Source organism: Pantoea sp. SJZ147 (assembly GCF_007828605.1).
Taxonomy (GTDB): Bacteria; Pseudomonadota; Gammaproteobacteria; order Enterobacterales; family Enterobacteriaceae; genus Pantoea; species Pantoea allii.
Window position 1 is genome coordinate 246,931 of the sequence record NZ_VIVB01000004.1, and the last position, 22,499, is coordinate 269,429.

General features: G+C 53.2%; 23 protein-coding genes. 13 read left to right on the forward strand and 10 right to left on the reverse strand.

What is annotated here, in order from left to right; translation table 11 throughout:
• Positions 1-6: 6 nt before the first annotated feature.
• Together FBY13_RS08250 and pabB are read right to left on the reverse strand one after the other, a co-directional pair.
• A complete protein-coding gene (locus tag FBY13_RS08250) occupies positions 7-570 on the reverse strand; it encodes a CoA pyrophosphatase (RefSeq protein WP_145393947.1) in 564 nt (187 codons plus the stop codon).
• Positions 571-1,929 carry an aminodeoxychorismate synthase component 1 gene (pabB, locus tag FBY13_RS08255; protein ID WP_145393948.1) on the reverse strand — a complete coding sequence of 453 codons (1,359 nt, stop codon included), beginning with the start codon at positions 1,927-1,929 and terminating at the stop codon, positions 571-573.
• Positions 1,930-2,038: 109 nt separating this feature from the next.
• Between pabB and FBY13_RS08260 the strand changes: the two genes are divergently transcribed.
• Positions 2,039-2,224, forward strand: a complete 186-nt coding sequence (locus FBY13_RS08260; protein ID WP_063879843.1) for a YoaH family protein — start codon at positions 2,039-2,041, stop codon at positions 2,222-2,224.
• Between the two features lie 15 nt (positions 2,225-2,239).
• On the opposite strand, the gene FBY13_RS08265 is transcribed toward FBY13_RS08260, so the two are convergent.
• Positions 2,240-2,584, reverse strand: coding sequence for a RidA family protein (locus FBY13_RS08265; RefSeq protein WP_145393971.1), 345 nt, complete (start codon positions 2,582-2,584; stop codon positions 2,240-2,242).
• A gap of 152 nt (positions 2,585-2,736) precedes the next feature.
• Between FBY13_RS08265 and FBY13_RS23410 the strand changes: the two genes are divergently transcribed.
• The 6 genes from FBY13_RS23410 (at position 2,737) to rnd (ending at position 9,451) form a co-directional block, all read left to right on the forward strand.
• The gene (locus FBY13_RS23410) at positions 2,737-2,904 is read left to right on the forward strand and encodes a hypothetical protein (protein WP_186440800.1); all 168 of its coding nucleotides are present in this window, start codon (positions 2,737-2,739) and stop codon (positions 2,902-2,904) included.
• Positions 2,905-3,040: 136 nt separating this feature from the next.
• A complete protein-coding gene (locus FBY13_RS08270) occupies positions 3,041-4,951 on the forward strand; it encodes an ATP-dependent DNA helicase (protein ID WP_096010494.1) in 1,911 nt (636 codons plus the stop codon).
• Positions 4,952-4,996: 45 nt separating this feature from the next.
• On the forward strand, positions 4,997-5,695 hold the full coding sequence (tsaB, locus tag FBY13_RS08275; RefSeq protein ID WP_145393949.1) for a tRNA (adenosine(37)-N6)-threonylcarbamoyltransferase complex dimerization subunit type 1 TsaB: 699 nt from the start codon (positions 4,997-4,999) through the stop codon (positions 5,693-5,695).
• A 60-nt stretch (positions 5,696-5,755) separates the two neighbouring features.
• Positions 5,756-6,349 carry a Slp family lipoprotein gene (locus tag FBY13_RS08280; protein ID WP_145393950.1) on the forward strand — a complete coding sequence of 198 codons (594 nt, stop codon included), beginning with the start codon at positions 5,756-5,758 and terminating at the stop codon, positions 6,347-6,349.
• A 204-nt stretch (positions 6,350-6,553) separates the two neighbouring features.
• Positions 6,554-8,230, forward strand: coding sequence for a long-chain-fatty-acid--CoA ligase FadD (fadD, locus tag FBY13_RS08285; RefSeq protein WP_128604249.1), 1,677 nt, complete (start codon positions 6,554-6,556; stop codon positions 8,228-8,230).
• Positions 8,231-8,329: 99 nt separating this feature from the next.
• On the forward strand, positions 8,330-9,451 hold the full coding sequence (gene rnd / locus FBY13_RS08290; protein ID WP_109716448.1) for a ribonuclease D: 1,122 nt from the start codon (positions 8,330-8,332) through the stop codon (positions 9,449-9,451).
• A 48-nt stretch (positions 9,452-9,499) separates the two neighbouring features.
• Here rnd and minE read toward each other — a convergent pair whose 3' ends face one another.
• Genes minE through minC form a run of 3 tightly spaced genes read right to left on the reverse strand, consistent with a single transcriptional unit; the run spans position 9,500 to position 11,317 of the window.
• Entirely contained in the window at positions 9,500-9,769 is a 270-nt protein-coding gene (gene minE, locus FBY13_RS08295; RefSeq protein WP_063879837.1) for a cell division topological specificity factor MinE, read from the reverse strand.
• Between the two features lie 3 nt (positions 9,770-9,772).
• On the reverse strand, positions 9,773-10,585 hold the full coding sequence (minD, locus tag FBY13_RS08300; protein WP_063879836.1) for a septum site-determining protein MinD: 813 nt from the start codon (positions 10,583-10,585) through the stop codon (positions 9,773-9,775).
• Positions 10,586-10,618: 33 nt separating this feature from the next.
• Positions 10,619-11,317, reverse strand: coding sequence for a septum site-determining protein MinC (gene minC, locus FBY13_RS08305; RefSeq protein ID WP_145393951.1), 699 nt, complete (start codon positions 11,315-11,317; stop codon positions 10,619-10,621).
• Between the two features lie 154 nt (positions 11,318-11,471).
• On the opposite strand from minC, the gene FBY13_RS08310 reads away from it, so the two are divergent.
• The 3 genes from FBY13_RS08310 to FBY13_RS08325 all read left to right on the forward strand — a co-directional run bounded on the left by FBY13_RS08310 (position 11,472) and on the right by FBY13_RS08325 (position 13,216).
• Positions 11,472-11,747: a YcgL domain-containing protein gene (locus FBY13_RS08310; RefSeq protein ID WP_145393952.1), complete on the forward strand. Its 276-nt coding sequence runs from the start codon at positions 11,472-11,474 to the stop codon at positions 11,745-11,747.
• 299 nt (positions 11,748-12,046) lie between these two features.
• Complete coding sequence (locus FBY13_RS08320) at positions 12,047-12,706, forward strand: fumarylacetoacetate hydrolase family protein (protein ID WP_145393954.1); 660 nt, start codon at positions 12,047-12,049, stop codon at positions 12,704-12,706.
• Positions 12,707-12,769: 63 nt separating this feature from the next.
• Positions 12,770-13,216, forward strand: coding sequence for a YcgN family cysteine cluster protein (locus tag FBY13_RS08325; protein ID WP_063879832.1), 447 nt, complete (start codon positions 12,770-12,772; stop codon positions 13,214-13,216).
• Positions 13,217-13,257: 41 nt separating this feature from the next.
• On the opposite strand, the gene dsbB is transcribed toward FBY13_RS08325, so the two are convergent.
• A complete protein-coding gene (gene dsbB, locus FBY13_RS08330) occupies positions 13,258-13,788 on the reverse strand; it encodes a disulfide bond formation protein DsbB (RefSeq protein ID WP_145393955.1) in 531 nt (176 codons plus the stop codon).
• A gap of 378 nt (positions 13,789-14,166) precedes the next feature.
• Here dsbB and fadR point away from each other — a divergent pair, with 378 nt between their 5' ends.
• Positions 14,167-14,886, forward strand: coding sequence for a fatty acid metabolism transcriptional regulator FadR (gene fadR, locus FBY13_RS08335; RefSeq protein ID WP_063879830.1), 720 nt, complete (start codon positions 14,167-14,169; stop codon positions 14,884-14,886).
• 39 nt (positions 14,887-14,925) lie between these two features.
• Here fadR and FBY13_RS08340 read toward each other — a convergent pair whose 3' ends face one another.
• The gene (locus FBY13_RS08340) at positions 14,926-16,461 is read right to left on the reverse strand and encodes a SpoVR family protein (RefSeq protein ID WP_063879829.1); all 1,536 of its coding nucleotides are present in this window, start codon (positions 16,459-16,461) and stop codon (positions 14,926-14,928) included.
• Positions 16,462-16,964: 503 nt separating this feature from the next.
• On the opposite strand from FBY13_RS08340, the gene FBY13_RS08345 reads away from it, so the two are divergent.
• Complete coding sequence (locus FBY13_RS08345) at positions 16,965-18,266, forward strand: D-amino acid dehydrogenase (RefSeq protein ID WP_145393956.1); 1,302 nt, start codon at positions 16,965-16,967, stop codon at positions 18,264-18,266.
• Positions 18,267-18,285: 19 nt separating this feature from the next.
• Entirely contained in the window at positions 18,286-19,356 is a 1,071-nt protein-coding gene (gene dadX / locus FBY13_RS08350; RefSeq protein ID WP_063879827.1) for a catabolic alanine racemase DadX, read from the forward strand.
• On the opposite strand, the gene FBY13_RS08355 is transcribed toward dadX, so the two are convergent.
• Both FBY13_RS08355 and wbaP read right to left on the reverse strand, forming a co-directional pair.
• The gene (locus tag FBY13_RS08355) at positions 19,349-20,542 is read right to left on the reverse strand and encodes a multidrug effflux MFS transporter (protein WP_145393957.1); all 1,194 of its coding nucleotides are present in this window, start codon (positions 20,540-20,542) and stop codon (positions 19,349-19,351) included. The genes dadX and FBY13_RS08355 overlap by 8 nt on opposite strands.
• Before the next feature lie 122 nt (positions 20,543-20,664).
• Entirely contained in the window at positions 20,665-22,131 is a 1,467-nt protein-coding gene (wbaP, locus tag FBY13_RS08360; protein ID WP_145393958.1) for an undecaprenyl-phosphate galactose phosphotransferase WbaP, read from the reverse strand.
• Positions 22,132-22,499 lie beyond the last annotated feature (368 nt).

Genomic DNA, 22,499 nt, shown 5'->3' on the forward strand with positions numbered 1-22,499 from the left:
CGTCAATTAAAAAGCAATCTGCTGACTCAGCGAACGAATAATCCCTGCTGTCATTCCCCAGACCAGGTAATCCTGATAGCGCGACAACCAGACAGGATGACGAATCCCGGCGCGATAGTATTCAAGCTCGGCATAACGGCTCAGACGTAAAGCTTCCGTGAGCGGCATTTCAAATGCACTTAACACTTCATCCGGATTGATGCGCAGCGCAATCTGGTCTGGAATGATGCCCACCACCGGCGTGACCTGAAACCCCGTGCTGCTGGTGACAGCCGGCAGACAGCCCAGGACATCGACCTGCAGAGGCGAAATACCCACTTCTTCGTGCGCTTCGCGTAATGCGGTGGCAACCAGAGAGGCATCTTCAGGGTCCTGCATGCCGCCGGGAAAGGCCACCTGTCCGGCGTGCTTCCGTAATCCGTGCGAACGCTGGGTGAGCAGCAAACCCGGCTGCTGACGTGCCACTATAGGAATTAACACCGCAGCATGACGACCAGAGAGCGCTTGTGCAGGCTCCAGGGGCTGTTGCAGTAAAAAACGGGTGCGGAAATCCGCGAGCGTCAATGCCATTCAGGCCCCTTTTTCCAGCGCAGGTAAAATACGACTGACTTTATCCAGGGTTTCCTGATATTCAGATTCGACTTCGCTGTCCGCCACTAACCCGCCGCCGGCAGAGCAGTAGAGGTGATGATTTTCAGCCACCAGCGTGCGGATAGTGATACTGGTATCCATACGGCCACATAAACTCAGGTAACCGATGCTGCCACACCAGGCGTTGCGGCGTTGCGGCTCCAGCTCATCAATAATCTCCATGGCACGAATTTTAGGTGCGCCGGTGATCGAGCCGCCGGGAAAGCAGGCGCGCAGCAGATCGCAGGCCTGCAGGTGATCAGGCAGCGTGGCGCGAATAGTGCTGACCAGATGATGAACCGCAGGGAAGGGCTCCACCACAAACAGTTCCGGGACGCTGACAGACCCCGCAACGGCGACCCGGCCAATATCATTACGCAGCAGATCGACAATCATCAGGTTCTCGGCGCGGTCTTTGGTCGAGGTACGCAGGCTTTCGGCCTGAGCCGCGTCAGCAACAGGATCGCGGTTACGCGGGCGGGTGCCTTTAATCGGCCGGGTTGTAATGACGTGTTGATCCAGCGCCATAAAGCGCTCGGGGGACAGGCTGAGGATGGCACTTTCCGGCAGACGTAAGAAGGCGCTGAACGGCGCGCGGTTGGTCTGGTTCAGTAGGCAAAAAGCACGCCATTCATCGCCCTGATAGCCTGCTTTAAAGCGCTGTGCCAGATTAACCTGATAGCAGTCGCCTGCCTGAATATAAGCCTGCACTTTGTGGAAGCGTTGCGCGTATTCATCCCGGCTAAGGTTGGACTGCCATTTGCTGGTCAGAGAGAAAGGCGCGGTTTCACGTTCGGGCCAGCCTTCAAGCCAGCGAAGACGTCGCGCAACATCATCAATGGCAACCAGCGTTAATGTATGACGGTGATGGTCGGCAATCAGCGCCCAGCTATAAATGCCGACGGCCATATCCGGTGTATGAAGATCGGCGAGGGCGGTATGCGGCAACTGCTCAAAACGCCGGCCCAGATCATAGCCAAACAGACCCAGCGCGCCGCCTAAAAACGGCAAGTCCGGATGGCGTTGCGGGGCAATGCCCAACGCGTCGCACTGCTGTTGTACCAGGGACAGGGGATCGTCCTGGCTACGTTGGGAGCGATCGCCCTGCTGAATTTCTGTTATCCTGCCCCGGGTCGTCAGCGTCGTCAGCGGATCGGCGGTCAGGATATCAAAACGATTATCGCTGTGGTCAGCTTGCCCTGAAGACAACAGCATCGCCCACGGCAGATGCGCAATACGGGAAAAATAGTGGGTGATGGCGTCAGGCGAATAACTTAGGTTATGAGTTTGAACGATCATTGAGCACGAAATCTGACATCAGTAAGGCCGTTAGACTGACATATTTTTTCCTGACTGGCACCTGTTTGTTCCCCATGAAATAATGGCAGCCTCATAGCAGGAGTAAAACATGATTACAGGATTACCCGCACTTTCACACGACCAGCAACAGCGCGCTGTTGAACGTATTCAGCAATTAATGGCTGGTGGCATGTCCAGCGGTGAAGCCATTACTCTGGTTGCGCAGGAGATTCGCGAAAGCCACACTGGTGAGCTGATCCGGGCGCGCTTCGAAGATGAAGACGACGAAGGCTGACGCCCGGCAAGCGGTTTAGCGTGCAGCGATAATTTTTATTTCGACTTTATACTGTGGATTCATTAAACCTGCCTGAACCGTGCAGCGAACGGGCGCGTTATCGGGCGAAACCCAGGCGTCCCAGGCGCGGTTCATTGCGGCAAAATCAGCTTTATCCACCAGGAAAATGGTGGCATCAAGGATTTTGCTTTTGTCAGTGCCCACCCGCGTAAGCAGGGCATCAATCACCGCCAACGCATTGGCGGTTTGCGCTTCGGCATCCGCCTCCAGGTTTTCAGGCACGCTGGTATAATAAATCGTGTCGTTATGAATGACCGCTTCGGACATACGATGTTCTGGATCAATGCGCGTAATGCTCATCATCTTCTCCCTGTTTTTTTGAACGCCTAGCCTGCCATAATCCCGGTGCGATTGTCATCCGTTGCAGCGCGCGCTGGGCGTCAGCCGCGCATCACGGGCGGAAAAATGGTATAAAACGTCGCTTACCGGTTCAGGACTATCAGGATGAAGGCATGGCGAATACGCAATATCTGTTTTGGGTGATGTTTGGAGCACTGGCACTGCTGTTTATCGTGATATCGACCTTTGTCGGCATGTCACGCACGGCCAAACAGGGGTTTATCACCCTGGCGGTGTTACTGGTGCTACTGATTGCCGGCGCGCTTTACATCAGTCATTAGCGCTGAAAACGGCGTCATCCCTGGGTCTGCAGGCAACAGGACGGCAGGGTGATAAAGACGCCACCGTCAGCGATTTACTTAAGTCAGGGAATGCTGGCATAATATACAGTGTTTTTTGCCGTTATTGAGAGGGTACGTGGCAGACGATTTTGCAACTGATGGCGCGCTGGCAAAAGGCATTGCGGGATTTAAACCGCGTGAAGCCCAGCGTGAAATGGCGCAGGCCGTCGCGGAAGCCGTGCAGAATAGCGGCGAGCTGGTGGTCGAAGCGGGGACGGGGACAGGCAAAACCTATGCCTACCTGGCTCCGGCTTTACGCGCCAATAAAAAAGTGATCGTGTCCACTGGCTCAAAAGCCCTGCAGGATCAGCTCTACGCCCGCGATTTGCCTACCATTGCCAACGCGCTGAAGTTCACCGGTAAAACGGCACTGCTGAAAGGTCGCTCTAACTACCTTTGCCTTGAGCGCATGGAACAACAGTCGGCGACCGGCGGCGATCTGAGCGTTCAGGCGCTCACGGATTTAGTGACGCTGCGCGCCTGGTCATCGCAAACCACAGATGGGGACATCAGTTCCTGTGCCGGCGTTACCGAAGACAGTCCGATTTGGCCGCTGGTGACCAGCACCAATGACAACTGTCTGGGCAGCGACTGCCCGCTGTACAAAGAGTGCTTTGTGGTGAAGGCGCGTAAGAAGGCCATGGACGCCGATGTTGTGGTGGTTAACCATCATCTGTTTCTTGCCGATCTGGTGGTGAAAGAGGGCGGATTCGGTGAGCTTATCCCCGAAGCGGACGTGATGATTTTTGATGAAGCCCATCAGCTGCCGGACATCGCCAGCCAGTATTTCGGTCAGCAGCTCTCCAGCCGCCAGTTAGGCGATCTGGCAAAAGACATCATTATTGCCTATCGCACGGAAGTCCGTGACGTACAGCAGCTGCAAAAATCAGCCGACCGTCTGGCACAATGCGCGCAGGACTTCCGTCTGGCGCTGGGCGAGCCGGGTTATCGCGGTAACCTGCGTGATCTACTCAGCGATAACAACATCATGCGCATGTTTACCCTGCTCGATGATGCGCTGGAGCTTTGTTACGACGTGATCAAGCTCTCGCTGGGGCGTTCGGCGCTGCTTGATGCGGCGTTTGAACGTGCAGCGCTCTATCGCACACGACTGAAACGGATACGCGCCATTAGTGAACCCGGCTTCAGTTACTGGTATGAATGCACATCGCGTCACTTTGTGCTGGCGCTGACGCCGTTATCGGTGGCCGAACGCTTCCGCGAAGTGATGGATAACCGTAAAGCCGCATGGATTTTCACGTCTGCGACCCTGGCCGTCGATGAAAAGATGGACCACTTTGCCGACCGGCTGGGCGTGAGCCAGGCTAAGAATCTGATCCTCAACAGTCCGTTTGACTATTCACAGCAGGCTTTGCTGTGCGTGCCGCGCAATCTGCCTGAACCCAATCGTCCGGGTGGTGCGCGTCAGTTGGCAAAAATGATGAAGCCGCTGATCGACGCGAACAAAGGCCGCTGTTTCTTTCTTTGTACCTCGCATCTGATGATGCGTGAGTTGGCCGCGGAGTTCCGTGCCTCTATGACGTTGCCGGTGTTAGTGCAGGGTGAAACCAGCAAAGGGCAACTGCTGAAGCAGTTCATTGATAAAGGCAATGCACTGCTGGTGGCCACCAGCAGCTTTTGGGAAGGTGTGGATGTCCGTGGCGATGCGTTGTCGCTGGTGATCATCGACAAACTGCCGTTTACCTCGCCGGAAGATCCTCTGCTTAAAGCACGCATGGAAGACTGCCGGATTCGGGGGGGCGATCCCTTCAGCGACGTGCAACTGCCCGACGCGGTGATTACGCTTAAACAGGGCGTTGGCCGTTTGATTCGTGATACGGACGATCGTGGCGTGCTGGTGATTTGCGACCAGCGGCTGGTTTCCCGTCCCTATGGCGCGCTGTTTCTTAACAGTCTGCCGCCAACGCCACGAACACGTGATATTGCGCAAGCTATTGCCTTTATTCGTCAGCAACCTGGCGAGTAATTGTGTGCTAAGATGCGCGCCGTTTTTGAATCTTCAGAGGTCGTTATGTCGGTCCGAATTTTAGCGCTGGATACAGCGACAGAAGCCTGTTCTGCGGCATTGCTCAACGGGCAACAGATTGACGCGCGCTTTGAGATAGCGCCCCGCGATCACACGCAACGCATTTTACCCCTGATTGCAGAGCTGCTTGAGTCTCAGCAGCTTGAACTGACCGAACTCGACGCGCTGGCATTTGGCCGCGGGCCGGGCAGTTTTACTGGCGTCCGTATTGGTATCGGGATTGCCCAGGGCCTGGCGTTAGGTGCCGCCTTGCCGATGGCGGGCATCTCCACCCTGGCCACGCTGGCACAGGGTGCCTGGCGGCAACACGGCGCAAACCGGGTGTTAACCGCGATCGATGCCCGTATGGGTGAAGTCTACTGGGCCGAATATCAGCGCGATGAACAGGGCAACTGGCAGGAGGAAGCGACTGAGAGCGTGCTGTCGCCCGCCGCCGCGCTGGCCCGGATGCAGGCGCTGGAAGGAGAATGGTACACCGCTGGAACGGGCTGGCAGGCCTGGCCGGACCTGCAGCAGGGGCACGCCCTGCAACTGGTCAACAGCAATGTGGCGCTGCCGGCCGCTGAAGATATGTTGCCACTGGCGGTCGCCGCATTACAGCAGGGCGCTACCGTGCAACCTGAACATGCCGAGCCCACTTATCTGAGAAACGAAGTGGCATGGAAAAAACTGCCCGGACGGTAAAATATGACGCAACTTATTGTTATCCAGGCACTCTAAACAGCAACGTTCAGGAGAATACCCATGTCAATGTGTCGTCGCGGTGTTGCAGGTTTGATGTTGGCCTGTGCCCTGGTTTTAAGTGGTTGTGTTTCCGTGCCGGATAATATTAAGGGCAACTCGCCGATGCCCCAGCAGGACTTGCTGCGCGTAATGAAAGATCCGGCCATCTATGTTGGTCAGGAATCTCGCTTCGGCGGTAAAGTGGTTAACGTTATCAACCGCAACGGCAAAACCCGGCTGGAAATCGCAACGCAGCCGCTGGATGAGGGCGCAAGACCGGTGTTGGGTGCCAGCTCGCTTGGCCGAATCTATGCTGATATTCCGGGCTTTGTTGATCCTACCGATGTGAAAGATCAGTACGTGACGGTGCTCGGCACGCTAAAAGGCACCGAGCAGGGCAAGATTGGCGAGGCAAATTACCAGTTTGTGGTCATTGACGTGCGGGGCTACCAGCGCTGGCATCTCACGCGCCAGATCGTTGCGCCACCACAGCCGATCGATCCGTGGATTTGGTACGGGCCAACGCGTCATCGCGGCGGTTACTGGGGGCCCAATCCTTACTGGGGCATGTATAACACCGGGCCTGCCCAGGTGGAAACTTTCCTGACGCCGTAAGCGTTAGCCGTTTTTAATAAGCCCGGTCGCGGTGCTCGCAGCCGGGCTTTTTATTTGTATTGTTAACTAACACGAAATTTAGTGATGCACTTCGCAACCTCAACATGACAAGCAGAGCAAACTGGTACAATCAGTTAAAATATTGTTAAAAATACGATTGTCGAGGCGGCGATGAGTACACAACAAGATTATCGGGGTGAATCCTTGAATAAGGTTTGGCTAAAACGCTACCCGGCAGACGTACCTGCCGAAATCAATGCTGATCGTTACCACTCTCTGGTTGATATGTTTGAGCAGGCCGTTGTCCGCTACGCTGAGCAGCCTGCTTTTTATAACATGGGTCAAAAGATGACCTATCGCCAACTGGACGAGAAAAGCCGGGCCTTCGCCGCCTATTTGCAACATGCGCTGAAACTGCAGCCCGGCGACCGTGTTGCTTTGATGATGCCGAACCTCCTGCAATATCCGGTGGCGCTGTTTGGTGTTCTGCGGGCAGGGATGGTGGTGGTCAACGTTAATCCGCTCTACACGCCGCGCGAATTAAAACATCAACTCAATGACAGTGGTGCCAGTGCAATCGTCATTGTTTCTAACTTTGCGCATACGCTGGAAAAAGTCGTCAGTGAAACCGCCGTGAAACACGTTGTTCTGACCCGCATGGGCGACCAGCTTGCGCCGGTTAAAGCCACGCTGGTGAACTTTGTGGTGAAGTATGTGAAGCGGCTGGTGCCCAAATATCATCTGCCAGGCGCGATATCGTTTCGCCATGTTCTGGATGCCGGTGAAAAAATGGCGTACCAGCGTCCGGAAGTCAGCAACGATGACCTGGCATTTTTGCAATACACGGGCGGCACCACCGGCGTGGCCAAAGGCGCTATGCTTACCCACCGCAATATGCAGGCCAACCTGGAGCAAACCAAAGCGACCTACGGCAAGCTGTTACGTGACGGTAAAGAGTGCGTCGTCACGGCATTACCGCTCTACCATATCTTTGCATTAACCGTTAACGGCTTGCTGTTCGTTGAGTTAGGCGGCCAGAATCTGTTAATCACCAATCCGCGCGACATTCCCGGCTTTGTTAAAGAGATCGCCAAATATCCGTTTACCGCCATTACCGGCGTGAATACGCTGTTCAATGCGCTGCTTAATGACGACAACTTTAATAAACTCGACTTCTCGACGTTACGCCTTTCAGCGGGCGGCGGCATGGCAGTCCAAAAAGCGGTGGCCGAACGCTGGGAAAAGCTCACAGGACACTATTTGCTGGAAGGCTATGGTCTGACGGAGTGTTCCCCGCTGGTCTCAGTAAACCCTTATGACATCAGCTGTCACACGGGCAGTATCGGATTGCCTGTGCCCTCAACGGACGTGATTATTCTGGATGAGAGCGGGAACGAAGTGCCTACCGGAGAGCCTGGCGAACTGTGCATCCGTGGCCCTCAGGTGATGCTCGGCTACTGGCAGCACCCGGAGGCCACAGCAGAAGTCCTGAAAAATGGCTGGCTCCATAGCGGGGATATTGTTACCGTTGATCCCGAAGGATTTATCCGTATCGTGGACCGCAAAAAGGATATGATTCTGGTGTCGGGCTTTAACGTCTATCCTAATGAGATTGAAGACGTCCTGATGCAGCATCCCAAAGTGCGTGAAGCGGCAGCGATTGGCGTGCCCAGCGAGCTGTCCGGCGAGGCCGTTAAAGTCTGCGTGGTTAAAAAAGATCACTCGCTGACCAAAGAAGAACTGCTGGATCACTGTCGTCGCCAGCTCACGGGCTATAAAGTGCCTAAAATCGTCGAGTTTCGCGATGAACTGCCAAAAACCAATGTAGGAAAAATTCTGCGTCGCGAACTGCGCGACGAGGTGAAAACCAGCACAGGCTGATTCACCGTCAGGATTCAGGTTGAACGCCGGCGCTGTCCGGCGTTTTTATTGCTTTTAACATGGAGCACCGCACGTTGTCGGCTGCGGTGAAAACTGAACGTGAACTATTCCCTGATCGAGAACGATGATCACCTGGCCGAGGTGTGCCACAAAGCACGCCAGCATACGGCCGTCGCCCTGGATACCGAATTTGTCCGTACCCGTACTTACTATCCGCAGCTGGGACTGATTCAGCTGTTTGATGGCGAACAGTTAGTGTTGATCGATCCGTTACCCGTTCGTGACTGGTCACCGTTTATTGAACTGCTAACGGACACCCGCGTGACGAAATTTCTCCATGCGGGTGGGGAAGATCTGGAAGTGTTCCTGCACCGTTTCGGTGTCCTGCCACAGCCGATGATTGATACACAGATTCTGGCGGCTTTCAGTGGTCAGCCGCTTTCCTGGGGATTTGCTTCAATGGTGGCGCACTTTACGCAGGTTGAATTAGATAAGAGTGAAGCGCGGACCGACTGGTTAGCCCGTCCGCTCACGGAACGGCAGTGCCAGTATGCGGCGGCGGATGTGCATTACCTGCTGCCGATTGCTCATCAACTGATACAGCAGGTTGAGCAGGCCGGTAATATGGCCGCGGCACTGAGTGAATGCGAAAACCTGTGTCAGCGTCGGCTGGATACGTTAGCGCCGGAGGATGCGTGGCGTGACATCACTAACGCCTGGCAGTTGCGTCCTCGCCAGTTGGCGGCGCTGCAACGCCTGGCGGCATGGCGCCTGAAAGTGGCGCGTGAAAAAGACATGGCGGTCAATTTTGTGGTGCGTGAAGAGAACCTGTGGAAAGTCGCACGTTTTATGCCGGGTTCTCAGGGTGAGTTAGATCATCTGGGCTTATCGGGCCATGAGATTCGTTTCCACGGCAGGGCGATGCTGGCGCAGGTGGCAGAAGCCGCTGAGCTGGATGAGAGTGCGTTACCGCCGCCGTTAAGCAATCTGGTGGATCATGTGAATTACAAGCGGGCGTTTAAGGCAATCAAAGCGCTGGTACAGCAGGTGAGTGAACAGAGTGGTTTTAGTCAGGAACTGCTGGCGTCTCGTCGACAGATCAATCAGGTGTTAAGTCAGCACTGGGGGCTTAAGCCACAGAACCGCGAACCCGAGCTGTTAACAGGCTGGCGTGGCGAGGTGCTGAAACCCGGTATTACCGACATCCTTGCCGGGCTGTAAAAAATTTCCCCTGCAACTGCGCAGGGGAAAGTCAGGAAACGGTTGACGTCATTTAGGCACGTCTTCCGTTTCGGGTAGCGTGACGTTCAGTTCAAGAATGGAGATATCATCCCCTTTCTGATCGAGTTGAACCGTCACCATGTCCGGATCAATCTTCACGTATCTGCAAATCACTTCAAGAATGTCGCGCTTAAGTTGCGGAAGATAATGGGGCTCACTGTCGCCCCTTCTCCGTTCTGCCACAATAATCTGTAGCCTTTCCTTGGCTATATTGGCAGTGTTCTTCTTCCGGGATAAAAAGAAATCAAGTAATGCCATGGTTTATCCCCCGAACAGGCGTTTCAGGAAACCCTTCTTCTCTTCTTCAATAAAGCGGAAGGGGCGAACTTCACCGAGTAACCGGTCAACGGTATCGGCATAGGCTTTACCAGCATCAGACTCACCGTCCAGAATCACCGGCTCGCCCTGGTTAGAGGCACGAAGCACGGACTGATCTTCCGGGATCACGCCGACCAGAGGAATACGCAGAATTTCCAGCACATCTTCCATGCTCAGCATATCGCCACGATTAACGCGACCCGGGTTATAACGGGTCAGCAGCAGATGCTCCTTAACCGGTTCCTGGCTGGTTTCAGCGCGGCGGGATTTTGAAGAGATGATGCCGAGAATACGGTCAGAGTCGCGGACAGAGGAGACTTCCGGGTTAGTGGTAATAATGGCTTCATCTGCAAAATACAGTGCCATTAACGCCCCGGTTTCAATGCCGGCTGGCGAATCACAGACGATGAAATCAAACGCCATCTCTGCAAGATCGTTCAGGACCTTTTCGACACCTTCACGAGTCAGGGCGTCTTTATCACGGGTTTGTGAGGCTGGCAGAATATAAAGTTGCTCAGTGCGCTTATCACGAATCAATGCCTGGTTCAGCGTGGCATCACCCTGAATGACATTAACAAAATCGTAAACAACCCGGCGTTCGCAACCCATGATTAAATCAAGGTTACGCAGGCCGATATCAAAGTCGATGACAACCGTTTTTTTGCCTTTCTGCGCTAAACCGGTGGCGATGGCCGCGCTTGACGTGGTCTTACCAACGCCCCCTTTACCGGATGTAACTACAATAATGCGTGCCATAAATGTTGATTTCCTTAACGAAAGAAAAGGGGCCTAATTAAGTGTCTGTATAGTCAGCGCGCCATCCTGAAGACAGAGGCGTGCTGCTTTAGCAAAAAACGCTTCGGGGATTTGATCCATGATCCAGTACTCCCCGGCGATAGAAACCAACTCTGCTGCAAGGTTGGTGCAAAAAATCTGGCAATCACTGTCACCGCTGGCACCTGCCAGAGCACGGCCACGCATCATGCCATAGATGTGAATATTGCCATCAGCGACCAGTTCCGCACCGGCGCTCACGCTGCTGGTGACGATCAAATCCGCATTGCGGGCATAAATTTGCTGGCCAGAGCGCACCGGCGTGTTAACGATGCGTGTTTTCGCTACCAGCGGTTCGGCTGCAACGGGCTTGAGTTCCGGCTCCTGCGCGTCACGCTTGTGGCTCTCTTTGCCTTCAGCCAGCACCGGAAGTCCGACGCGGGCAATCATTTTTTTCAGCGCATCATCTTTGCATCCACTGACCCCGACGATACGCAGTCCCGTTTCGCTCACGGCCTGCTGCATCTGTTTCCAGTTCACCGCGGCATCGAGGGCCGCAACATTCAGCACCACGGGTGCGTTCTTCAGGAAATCTGGAGCCTGGTCAATTTTGTCCTGGAGCGCTTTGCGGATCACCTCTGGCTCATGGTGATGCAAATGAACGACGGACAAGGTAAAACTGCTTCCCTTAAATTCGATTGGCGATTGCGGCATCTGTCCCGACTCAGTCCTGTTTTACTACCCTGTGCTAAGCGATGATAAAAGCATCGTTAAAGCGCGATCGGCGAATATTCGAAGTACTGCAAGCATGTTATAGTTACCGCTATATTCAAACAAGCCTCAGCGCTGGTTAATTCGAGTAAAAAATATGTTTTGTGTGATCTACAGAAGTCCGGTCCGCGACCAAACTTATCTCTACGTTGAAAAAAAGGACGATTTTTCACGCGTTCCTGACGCCCTGCTCAAAGGCTTTGGTAAGCCACAACTCGCGATGGAGGTAAACCTTGCCCAACGCGACAAACTGGCCAATGCAGACATCAATAACGTTAAGCAGGGTTTAAGCGAGCAGGGATATTATTTGCAAATTCCCCCACCGATCGAAAGTTTGTTAAAAACGCATCTCGAACACGACAGAAAAGATTAACTCGGATTGTTCCTTTAATATAAATTTTGCGCGACTGTCGGCAGCCAATTTATATTCCCAGCCGGGGCGAATAATAATTGTGCAGCACCGCTGTTTTGTTGCTTTTTCCGCGCAATCCGATCGGTCATCGGTTCGCGGTGACGCACAAATAGCCTGGCTGACTTGTTGACAATTTTCACGCATCTGTCAGGTTTAACCACTCTTAACCGTTATGAGCAGGCTGGCTTTGCGTGCTGTCTGTCCGTAACGTCAACCCGCCGATATGGCTGACATTTCGGTAACATAAGCAGGGGATTAGCATGTATCAGCATCGTAACTGGCAAGGCGCTTTGTTAGATTATCCCGTGGGTAAAGTGGTGTGTGTTGGCAGTAACTATGCGAAGCACATTAAAGAAATGGGCAGTGCGACACCAACCGAACCGGTAATTTTTATTAAACCGCAAACGGCCTTATGCGATATGCGTCAGCCTTTATCGATTCCTGATGCGTTTGGTGAAGTGCATCATGAGGTTGAGCTGGCGGTGCTGATTGGCACCACCCTGAAACAGGCTTCAGACGCGCATGTGGCCAAAGCCATTGCCGGTTATGGTGTGGCACTGGATTTAACCCTGCGCGATCTCCAGGCGGGCTTAAAAAAAGCCGGGCAGCCCTGGGAAAAAGCGAAAGCCTTTGATAACGCCTGTCCTCTGTCGGGTTTTATTCCAACTGCGGAATTTTCAGGTGATCCACAGAACACCGAACTGAAGCTGGTCGTGAACGGTGAGGTTCGTCAGCACGGCAATACCGCCGATATGATTCACAAAATCCTGCCGCTGATTGCCCATATGAGCCAGTATTTTACCCTGCACGCGGGTGACGTCATCCTGACCGGTACGCCGGAAGGCGTTGGGCCAATGCACGCTGGCGATACGTTAGAGGTTTCCATCGCGGGCCATGGCATCAGCACGCGGTTACTGTAAAACTTGCATCATTGGGCCAATATCTTTATAAGGTGCGGTTTACGCTAAATCTGGACAACCATCATGACTGAAACCCCTTTCTGGCAACACAAGCGCCTGGCACAAATGAGCGATGAGGAATGGGAATCCTTGTGTGATGGTTGTGGCCAGTGCTGTCTGAACAAGTTACAGGACGCCGATACCGATGAAATTTATTTCACCAACGTCGCCTGTAACCAGCTCAACATCAAAACCTGCCAGTGTCGCAATTACGAGCGCCGGTTTGAATATGAAGAAGACTGCATCAAGCTGACGCGCGAAAACCTGACGACCTTTAACTGGTTGCCTCGTACCTGCGCCTATCGACTCCTGGGCGAGGGGAAACCGCTACCGGCCTGGCACCCGTTGCGCGCAGGGTCAAAAACCGAGATGCACGCTCAGCGTATTTCGGTGCGCTATATTGCCGTGCGGGAAAGTGAAGTCCGCGACTGGGAAGATCATATTATCGACCGGCCAGATCGGAACGGATGATGCTTATAAACGAAAGGCTGCCAGCGGCAGCCTTTTTTACGTTAGCGACTAAATAAGTCGCGGCGTTTAGGTTTCAACGGCTGAGCGATCAGTACCAGCACGCCGACCAACAGATAGGCGGCGAAAATACCGATCATCCACTGTGGCATGCTGAGAGACAGAAAATCCCATCCGCGATCTGAGCAATCCCCGCTGGCAACAAATACCGACGGCAGCCATTTATCCAGCGGCAACCATGTCGGGAAACGCGCGGCGAAATCACAGGTCACAAAGGGATTGGGATGCAGCAGGATCATCGTGTGTTCGTAAGACAACTGCAGCCCTTTCCAGGCGCTGTAAATCCACACCAGAATCGCCACCAGGCGTAACGGTGAGCGAGGCAGAAGAAAGCCGATAACGCCTGCCGCCACTACGCCGAACAGCGCGCAGCGGACATAAATACACATTACGCAGGGTTTGAAGCCCAAACCATGCTGAAACCATAACGCCGTAAGCTCCAAGGCCAGTGCTGTGAGTGCCAGTAATAACCAGGCACCGCGACCACGCGAACATTGGTTTAAATATCGCAACATATTGCATTCCCTGTAAACGTCAAGCCCGCAGTGTAAACCAAAAGTCGCTGCACGCCATCCTGCGTGGATAAAAAATCATGTACAAACATGACCTGACACTGCTCCAGATTAATGACCTCACGCAAACCGCCACACAGCATGTTATAGCTGTTCGCCGGTGGCGCTAAACCGTATGGGCAAGACGCCAGCCGTTGCGGTGGTGCAGGCGCAAAAATGAGGTGTGATGCGGGCTTAAATGGCGTCAGAGATTATCACGGTAATCTGTCTTAATTTTGTGCTAAACCGCGCTTTTAATCGTTGTGCAGGCTATATCCGCTATAGGGCGTCTGGTATGATGAGTGCCCATTACGATCCAGAAAGCAATGAGAACACACAGTTATGGTTATTAAGGCGCAGAGTCCAGCCGGATTTGCTGAAGAGTATATAATTGAAAGCATCTGGAACAGCCGTTTTCCACCCGGATCGATTCTTCCTGCTGAACGTGAGCTTTCTGAACTGATTGGCGTGACGCGCACCACGTTACGTGAAGTGTTACAGCGTCTGGCACGTGACGGCTGGCTGACGATTCAGCACGGTAAACCCACGCGCGTTAACAACTTCTGGGAAACCTCGGGTCTTAATATTCTTGAAACCCTGGCGCGACTCGATCACGACAGCGTGCCCGCACTGATCGATAACCTGTTATCCGTTCGCACCAATATTTCCTCTATCTTTATTAGCCGCGCATTACGCCATTATCCTGAGAAGGCGCGCGAAGTGCTGGAGGCCGTCAATAGTGCTGAAGACCAGGTCGATAGCTATACCGAACTGGATTACAAGGTGTTCCGTGGCCTGGCGTTTGCCTCCGGCAACCCAATCTATGGCCTGATCCTGAACGGGCTAAAAGGGCTCTATACCCGGGTTGGACGACACTACTTTTCTAATCCGGAAGCCCGCAAAGTGGCCAGGGATTTCTATCAGACGCTGCTTGCCCTGTGTGATAAAGAGCCCACTCAGGACGAAATCGTCGAGTGCGTGCGCCGCTATGGTCGTCAGAGCGGTGATATCTGGCATTCAATGCAAAAAACGATGCCTGACGATTTAGGCAGCAAGCGTTAATAAAAAACCGGACGTGACGTCCGGTTTTTTTTTGTCCATTTACAGCGGGGAGTTACGCGGTGGATTTCGGTCCAGTAGCTCTACCGTTCCGTCTTCATTCTGTTGTTCCAGAATCACATCAAACCCCCACAGGCGATGGACGTGCTTAAGCACTTCCCGGCGGCTTTTATCCAGCGGTGCACGACTTTGCGGTACATAGCGCAGCGTCAGTGAACGATCGCCGCGTAAGTCGACGTTATAAACCTGTATGTTGGGTTCCAGATTACTCAGGTTGTACTGCGCCGAAAGCTGCTGGCGAACGGCGCGGTAGCCGGATTCATCGTGGATAGCTGCAATCTCCAGAAAGTTATTACGATCGTCATCCAGCACGGTAAACAGACGGAAGTCACGCATGACCTTAGGCGACAGGAACTGGCTGATAAAGCTCTCATCTTTAAATTCACGCATCGCAAAATGCATCGTTTTAAGCCAGTCAGAACCCGCAATATCCGGGAACCAGTAGCGATCTTCTTCGGTGGGCGACTGGCAAATGCGTTTGATGTCCTGGAACATGGCAAAACCTAACGCATACGGATTAATCCCGCTGTACCACTGGCTGTTATAAGGCGGCTGAAAAATGACGTTGGTATGGCTGTGCAAAAACTCCATCATAAAGCGTTCAGACACTTTGCCTTCATCATAGAGGTGATTCAGGATGGTGTAGTGCCAGAAGGTTGCCCAGCCTTCATTCATCACCTGGGTTTGTTTCTGCGGGTAAAAATACTGGCTCACCTTACGGACGATACGCAAAATTTCACGCTGCCAGGATTCAAGCAGCGGGGCATTCTTTTCCATAAAGTAGAGCAGGTTTTCCTGCGGCTCTGACGGGTAACGCGCCGCTTCAATCTGAGTGGCTTCTTTTTCCCGTCGTGGCAACGTACGCCACAGCGTATTCACCTGACTCTGTAAATACTCTTCACGGCTTTTCTGCCGTGCTTTCTCTTCCTGCAGCGAGATCTTCTGCGGACGTTTATAGCGATCAACCCCGTAGTTCATTAAGGCATGGCAGGAATCAAGCAGGCGCTCTACCTCCTCTACACCGTAACGCTCTTCACAGTCAGAGATGTAATTTTTAGCAAACAGCAAATAATCGACGATGGAGCTGGCGTCGGTCCAGCTCCGAAACAGGTAGTTGTTTTTAAAGAAGGAGTTATGTCCGTAGCAGGCATGGGCCATCACCAGCGCCTGCATGGTCATGGTGTTCTCTTCCATCAGGTAGGCGATACAGGGATTGGAGTTAATCACAATCTCGTAAGCCAGGCCTTGCTGTCCGTGTTTATAGCGCTGTTCAGTCTCGATAAATTTTTTGCCGAATGACCAGTGCGAGTAGTTAATCGGCATGCCGACACTGGAGTAGGCATCCATCATCTGTTCTGAGGTGATCACTTCAATTTGGTGCGGATAGGTGTCCAGACCGTAGTGTTTGGCTACACGGTCAATTTCAGCCAGATAGACATCCAGTAATTCGAATGTCCAGTCAGGACCATCGCTAATTCGTTTGCTGTCCATGAGGGAATCGTCAAAGATTGTGGTCATAGCGCACCTCTGTTTTGGCGAACGAGCTAACGCTGACTGGCTGCCCGTTACGATTTATTTAAGGCTCTTCCTGAGAAAGGAAACCCAAAAAAACTGAGTGAACATATCAATGATAGTTCACTGTCGCTTATCCGATCGGGGAACTCAAACGAATTCTTTGGCAGAAAAATCATTTCAGGTTGAAAGGGTTGGGATTAAATAGCCCTACTTGCTGCGCTGTGGGTTTTTTTTAGCATAAAACACTGCTTTTTAGGATAAAGGCGCGCGTCAAATGATTCTCCTGCAAGAGGAGGAATTAACTATAAACAATGTCATTTATGCCTGATTTTTTGCATCAGGGCGCATAAATCTCTGAATTTCAGTCTGTGAAATGATTTTAGTTACCTGCTGACGGAAAAAGAGGTGAAATAGTTGAATTGTTTAGAAGATGTTTCCACTTTGTGATCACACTGAATGTAAACCAGTGAACAGTGGATTATGCTTTTTAATTTCGCGGGGGACTTATGCACGTAGTGATTCTTGGAAGTGGCGTAGTAGGCGTAACAAGCGCATGGTATCTGGCGCGCGCCGGGCACCAGGTCACCGTGATCGATCGTCAGCCTCAGCCCGCTATGGAGACCAGCGCCGCGAATGCCGGACAGATCTCTCCGGGCTATGCTGCGCCCTGGGCGGCGCCGGGTGTACCGCTGAAGGCAATGAAATGGATGTTCCAGCGTCATGCTCCGCTGGCAATCCGGCTGGACGGCAGTCGCTTTCAGCTCGAATGGATGTGGAACATGCTGCGCAACTGCGATATGCGTCATTACCAGCAAAACAAAAGCCGCATGGTCCGCCTGGCAGAATACAGCCGTGATTGCCTGAAAGCGCTCCGTGCCGAAACCGGCATTGCCTACGAAGGCCGCCAGGGCGGCACGCTGCAGCTGTTTCGTACCCAGCAGCAGTTTGACAGCGCCAGTAAAGACATTGCTGTACTGCGCGAGGCCGGCGTGCCCTACGAGTTGCTGGAGGCGCATCAGCTGTCCAGCGTCGAGCCTGCACTGGCGGCGACCCACCATAAACTCACCGGCGGATTACGCCTGCCGAATGATGAAACCGGGGATTGCCAACTTTTTACTCAACGTCTGGCAAAAATGGCCGAAGAAGCCGGAGTTGTCTTCCGTTTTAATACGCCAATCGATCAGTTGCTACGCGACGGTAATCGTATTTATGGCGTGAAGTGCGGTGAGGAAGTGATTAAAGGCGACGGCTATGTCGTGGCGCTGGGTTCCTATTCGACCTCGCTGATGAAGAATATCGTCGATATTCCCGTCTATCCGCTTAAAGGCTATTCCCTGACGATTCCGGTGACCAATCCCGATGCGGCACCGGTTTCTACAATTCTTGATGAAACCTATAAAGTGGCAGTGACGCGCTTTGATAACCGTATTCGCGTCGGCGGCATGGCCGAGATTGTTGGTTTTAACACCAAACTGCTGGAGGCGCGTCGTGAAACCCTGGAGATGGTGGTCACAGACCTTTATCCTGAAGGCGGTGATGTCAGCCAGGCGAGTTTCTGGACCGGCCTGCGTCCTATGACGCCAGATGGAACGCCAGTGGTTGGCGCTACGCCGCTCTCGAATCTTTATCTGAATACCGGACACGGTACACTGGGATGGACAATGGCGTGCGGCTCCGGTCAGTTACTCGCTGACGTCATGTCCGGGACATCATCCGCGATAGCCGCAGATGATCTCACCGTCTTTCGCTATTTACCCGGTTTTGCGGCCAGCCGATCGCCGCTTCGCAACGTTAACGCTACCCGTTAAGCCTTCAGGGAGAGGAAGTATGTCACGTCCAATTGTCGCTACCATCGATCAACACGCGTTGCGACATAACCTGGCGATTGCGCGCCGGGCGGCTCCTGCGTCACGCATCTGGTCAGTGGTCAAAGCGAATGCCTATGGTCACGGCATTGCCCGCGTATGGGAAAGCCTGTCAGCGACCGATGGTTTCGCTCTGCTTAACATGGAAGAGGCCATTATGTTGCGCGAGCAGGGCTGGAAAAAGCCGATATTACTGCTCGAAGGGTTCTTTCATCCTGATGACCTGGCATTAATCGATCGCTACCGACTGACCACCAGTGTGCACAGCAACTGGCAGATTCACGCCCTGGCCAATGCCACGCTTTCTGCGCCTGTTGATATTTATCTGAAGATCAACAGCGGTATGAACCGTCTGGGGTTCCGTCCTGAGCAGGTCAATGGGATCTGGCATAAACTGCGTGCGATTGAAAACGTCGGGGATATCACGTTGATGGCGCACTTTGCCGATGCGGAAAATCCTGACGGTATTGTCGAGCCGTTAAAGCGCATCGCGCAGGCCACGGAAGGGCTGGAAAGCCCGCTTTCATTGTCCAATTCGGCCTGTACGCTGTGGCATCCCGAAGCACATCACGACTGGGTGCGCCCGGGGATCATACTGTACGGCGCCTCACCAAGCGGTGACTGGCAGGATATCGCCAGCAGTGGTCTGAAGCCGGTGATGACGCTCACCAGTGAGATTATTGGCGTGCAGCAACTTCAGGCTGGAGATGGCGTAGGCTATGGCTACCGCTATCATGCAAAGCAGCCACAGCGTATCGGCGTGGTAGCCTGCGGCTATGCAGATGGTTATCCGCGCCATTCGCCGACAGGCACCCCGGTTGCCGTTGACGGCATTATGACGCAGGTTGTCGGCGCGGTGTCTATGGACATGATTACGGTTGATCTCACGCCTTGCCCGCAGGCTGGCATTGGCTCGTCTGTCGAGTTATGGGGCGAAAACGTCAAAATCGATCAGGTGGCGAAAGCAGCCGGAACCGTGGGCTATGAGCTCATGTGCGCACTGGCACCCCGCGTACCGGTTAAGCTTATTTAACAGCGGTAATACGACTTTGCATGTTTTTGCTGCAGCGCCAGGCCAGGAAGGCCAGCGCTGCACCCAGCAGCATCATTAACGTCAGCGACAGCTTTTCTGCCATTGGCAGAGCCACGACGAGCAGGCTGCCTGCTGCGCCTCCCGCCATCTGAATAAACCCCTGTAGCGCTGAAGCGACGCCCGCCTGTTGTTGATAGGGCTCCAGCGCATAGCTGGTGGCTGGCCCAACGGTAAAGGCCAGGCCAGCTACGGCAACCGCGACCGGAAACATATACAGCGCCCAGTGGGATTGCATACTCGCAGGGAATAACGTCATGCCGGCCACCAGCAGCACGGCACCCGTTAGCATCGTAATAAAGCCGATGGCCAGGCAAAACGGTCGGCCCGCTTTACGAATCGCTTTATTCACCACCACGCTAACCATCATGATCCAAAAACCATTGGCGCCGAAGGCGAAAGAGAAAGCCAGAGGGGACAGACCGCCTTCGGTCATTAATACCTGTGGGGCCAGTGACACATAGGTCAGCACCATGCCCAGGGCGCCCGCATTGGCAAAAGCAAAGGCCAGGAAGCGAGGTTGACGGAGAATGGTGGCGTACTGATTCACGGGAAGGCCTTTAACGCGCAGCGTATCCGCCGGGCGCGTTTCAGGGAGCCAGACGATAACCATCAGCATCACTACTGCCGCGTAAGCGCACAGGAACCAGAAGGGCGCTCGCCAGTCAAAGGCGCTGGCCAACAGCCCACCCAGTAACGGAGCCAGTGCGGGCACAATATTCAGTGCGCCATTCAGGAAGCCATAAGCCCGGGCGGCATCATCGCCGCTCAGTCGGTCACGCACGCCGCTAAAGGCCACCACCGCGCTGCAACATACCGCGCAACCCTGTACCAGACGGGCCAGTAAAAACAGCGGGAAAGAGGTCGCTGTGGCGGCGATGGCGCTGCCAGCAATATAGAGCGCCAGGCCCAGCAAGGCGATAGGCTTACGTCCATAGTTGTCCACCAGCGGGCCACTGACCAGTTGCCCCAGGCCCATCACCAGCAAAAAGAGTGGGATAGTCGTTTGCACCAGGGCAACAGGTGTTGATAAGCCTTCGGCGATCTGGGGCAGCGTCGGTAAATAGAGATCGATGCCTAAAGGTGCCAGTAACACCAGGCTCAATAACAATAAGGTATATTTTTGCATAGCAACCAGAGGGTAAACGTTCGATAAAGCGAGGGAAGAGGGTAATGATTAACAGGACAAAAGGAAAGCGAATTACCGGGCGAAATCGCGATGCCTGTCCGAAACAGGCATCGCTGGCTACATCAGTAAGCGCCGTCGCGGCGGAATACAACGCCCGCCGTTTTAAACAGAATGGCGATGTCCGTCCACAACGCCCAGTTTTTAACATACCAGGAGTCAAAATAGACGCGGGTATCGTAATCAATATCGTTACGACCGCTGACCTGCCATAACCCGGTCATGCCCGGTTTTGCCATCAGGTAGTAATCCACATCGCCGGCATAACGCTCAAGCTCAGCCTCAATCACCGGTCGTGGTCCCACCAGACTCATTTCGCCACGGATCACGTTCCAGAGCTGCGGTAACTCATCAAGACTGGTTTTACGCAGGAAGCCGCCAATGCCTGTAATGCGTGGGTCTTTCTTGAGCTTGAAGTCTTTGTCCCATTCCCGGCGAGCCTCTTCGCTGGTCGCCAGGAGTTTTTCCAGAACCTCTTTGGAATTCGTGACCATCGAGCGGAACTTGAGACATTTGAACTTTTTGCCATCCTGGCCGATACGTTCGTGACCGTAAATCGCATTGCCGCCGTCACGCTTGACCATGTAGCAAAGCAGGCCGAAGACCGGTGCAAGGAAGAGCAGTAGCAATGATGCCACCACAATATCGAAGCCACGCTTCAGGAAGCGTGAGGAATGCTTCGCCAGATTATTACTTACGCGCAGAATCATCACTTCATGGCTAAAAATAAACGACATGTCCGTACCGTACAGCGGCACGCCGCGTAAGGTCGGGATCACTGACACGGAACGGCAGTTCATTTTGGATAAAAACTTCAACCAGCGATCGCGTTCCGGCTGCTGCTCATACTCCATCGCGACAATAAACTGCACATTGTCACGGTCGATGGTGTTCCAGTTGATATCCTTCGCCGAGATGACGGGCACGCCATTAACACTTTGCTGCTGCGGCGCGTCTTCTACAGAGATAAACGCCTGAACGTTATAACCGAGAATTTCTTCACTTTGTAAGGCCACGAAGGCTTCGGTGGCGTTGCGACCTGAACCAATGATGATGGTCTCTTTTTTCCATTGACCGGCTTTATTAATGGCTTTTTTTACGCCGGCGCGCATCAGTGGCAGCAGAAGCAGGGCATAGCTCCAACTGAACACCCACACCATGCGGGAAAAGTCCCATTTAGAAAACGCGATTAATGCCAGATCGAGCAGAGAGAAAACAACCAGTGTTTTGATAATCTCTTTCAGTTCGAACCAAAAGGGTTTGCGGTAAGTGTAGTGACGCAGACGCATCCAAAACCAGCCAGTACATAATACCGACATAATAAACTGCGCAATAAAACGGTTTTCAATTTGATGCGGTGGAATAAACGCATCAAGATCTCCCCAAATACCCTGAATAGTGGCAGCAGAGAGAAACAGCGCTAAATTCAGCGCAATAAGGTCGGAAAAACTGAGTGCAAACTTTACAAGAATATTCTTACGAAGACCGCTCCATGAGCGACTCGCATTGTTTATTACCATTGTACTTGCCATAAAACCTGCTCTCTTAATTAAGTAAAAGATGGCCTGACCAGAATCAAGTACGCGTTCAGGGGTTAACGACTGAAAATCCAAAACCGGGATGTTTTCAGTTTGTTACAGTCATTAGAGCCATTAACGCTGCAAGAAAAAATGTCGCTAAGCGTGAGTTGCGTCACGTAAAAATGCAGCACTGGGGAAGAGTATGCAGGAGATATTTGACAGAGTTAATACGGAAGAATTCTTAAAAAACCAGGCGATAATCGCGTGAGTTTTGTTTAAGTGGCTAATTTGAAAGATAATATTTTAAAAGTATAACTTATGAGCAGTGCGTGCAGGGGCTTTTTTTAGGAATTACCGCCAAATCCACTGTCTGGCGGCAA

Bases quoted from the DNA above. Each gene is read 5' to 3' on its own strand.
- FBY13_RS08260 (WP_063879843.1), top strand. From the start codon at position 2,039: ATGATTACAGGATTACCCGCACTTTCACACGACCAGCAACAGCGCGCT.
- FBY13_RS08265 (WP_145393971.1), bottom strand. From the start codon at position 2,584: ATGAGCATTACGCGCATTGATCCAGAACATCGTATGTCCGAAGCGGTC.
- dadX (WP_063879827.1), top strand. From the start codon at position 18,286: ATGTCACGTCCAATTGTCGCTACCATCGATCAACACGCGTTGCGACAT.
- pabB (WP_145393948.1), bottom strand. From the start codon at position 1,929: ATGATCGTTCAAACTCATAACCTAAGTTATTCGCCTGACGCCATCACC.
- FBY13_RS08345 (WP_145393956.1), top strand. From the start codon at position 16,965: ATGCACGTAGTGATTCTTGGAAGTGGCGTAGTAGGCGTAACAAGCGCA.
- FBY13_RS08355 (WP_145393957.1), bottom strand. From the start codon at position 20,542: ATGCAAAAATATACCTTATTGTTATTGAGCCTGGTGTTACTGGCACCT.
- tsaB (WP_145393949.1), top strand. From the start codon at position 4,997: ATGTCGGTCCGAATTTTAGCGCTGGATACAGCGACAGAAGCCTGTTCT.
- minD (WP_063879836.1), bottom strand. From the start codon at position 10,585: ATGGCACGCATTATTGTAGTTACATCCGGTAAAGGGGGCGTTGGTAAG.
- dsbB (WP_145393955.1), bottom strand. From the start codon at position 13,788: ATGTTGCGATATTTAAACCAATGTTCGCGTGGTCGCGGTGCCTGGTTA.
- FBY13_RS23410 (WP_186440800.1), top strand. From the start codon at position 2,737: ATGGCGAATACGCAATATCTGTTTTGGGTGATGTTTGGAGCACTGGCA.
- FBY13_RS08325 (WP_063879832.1), top strand. From the start codon at position 12,770: ATGACTGAAACCCCTTTCTGGCAACACAAGCGCCTGGCACAAATGAGC.
- minC (WP_145393951.1), bottom strand. From the start codon at position 11,317: ATGCCGCAATCGCCAATCGAATTTAAGGGAAGCAGTTTTACCTTGTCC.
- FBY13_RS08310 (WP_145393952.1), top strand. From the start codon at position 11,472: ATGTTTTGTGTGATCTACAGAAGTCCGGTCCGCGACCAAACTTATCTC.
- FBY13_RS08280 (WP_145393950.1), top strand. From the start codon at position 5,756: ATGTCAATGTGTCGTCGCGGTGTTGCAGGTTTGATGTTGGCCTGTGCC.
- fadR (WP_063879830.1), top strand. From the start codon at position 14,167: ATGGTTATTAAGGCGCAGAGTCCAGCCGGATTTGCTGAAGAGTATATA.
- minE (WP_063879837.1), bottom strand. From the start codon at position 9,769: ATGGCATTACTTGATTTCTTTTTATCCCGGAAGAAGAACACTGCCAAT.
- wbaP (WP_145393958.1), bottom strand. From the start codon at position 22,131: ATGGCAAGTACAATGGTAATAAACAATGCGAGTCGCTCATGGAGCGGT.
- FBY13_RS08250 (WP_145393947.1), bottom strand. From the start codon at position 570: ATGGCATTGACGCTCGCGGATTTCCGCACCCGTTTTTTACTGCAACAG.
- FBY13_RS08340 (WP_063879829.1), bottom strand. From the start codon at position 16,461: ATGACCACAATCTTTGACGATTCCCTCATGGACAGCAAACGAATTAGC.
- FBY13_RS08320 (WP_145393954.1), top strand. From the start codon at position 12,047: ATGTATCAGCATCGTAACTGGCAAGGCGCTTTGTTAGATTATCCCGTG.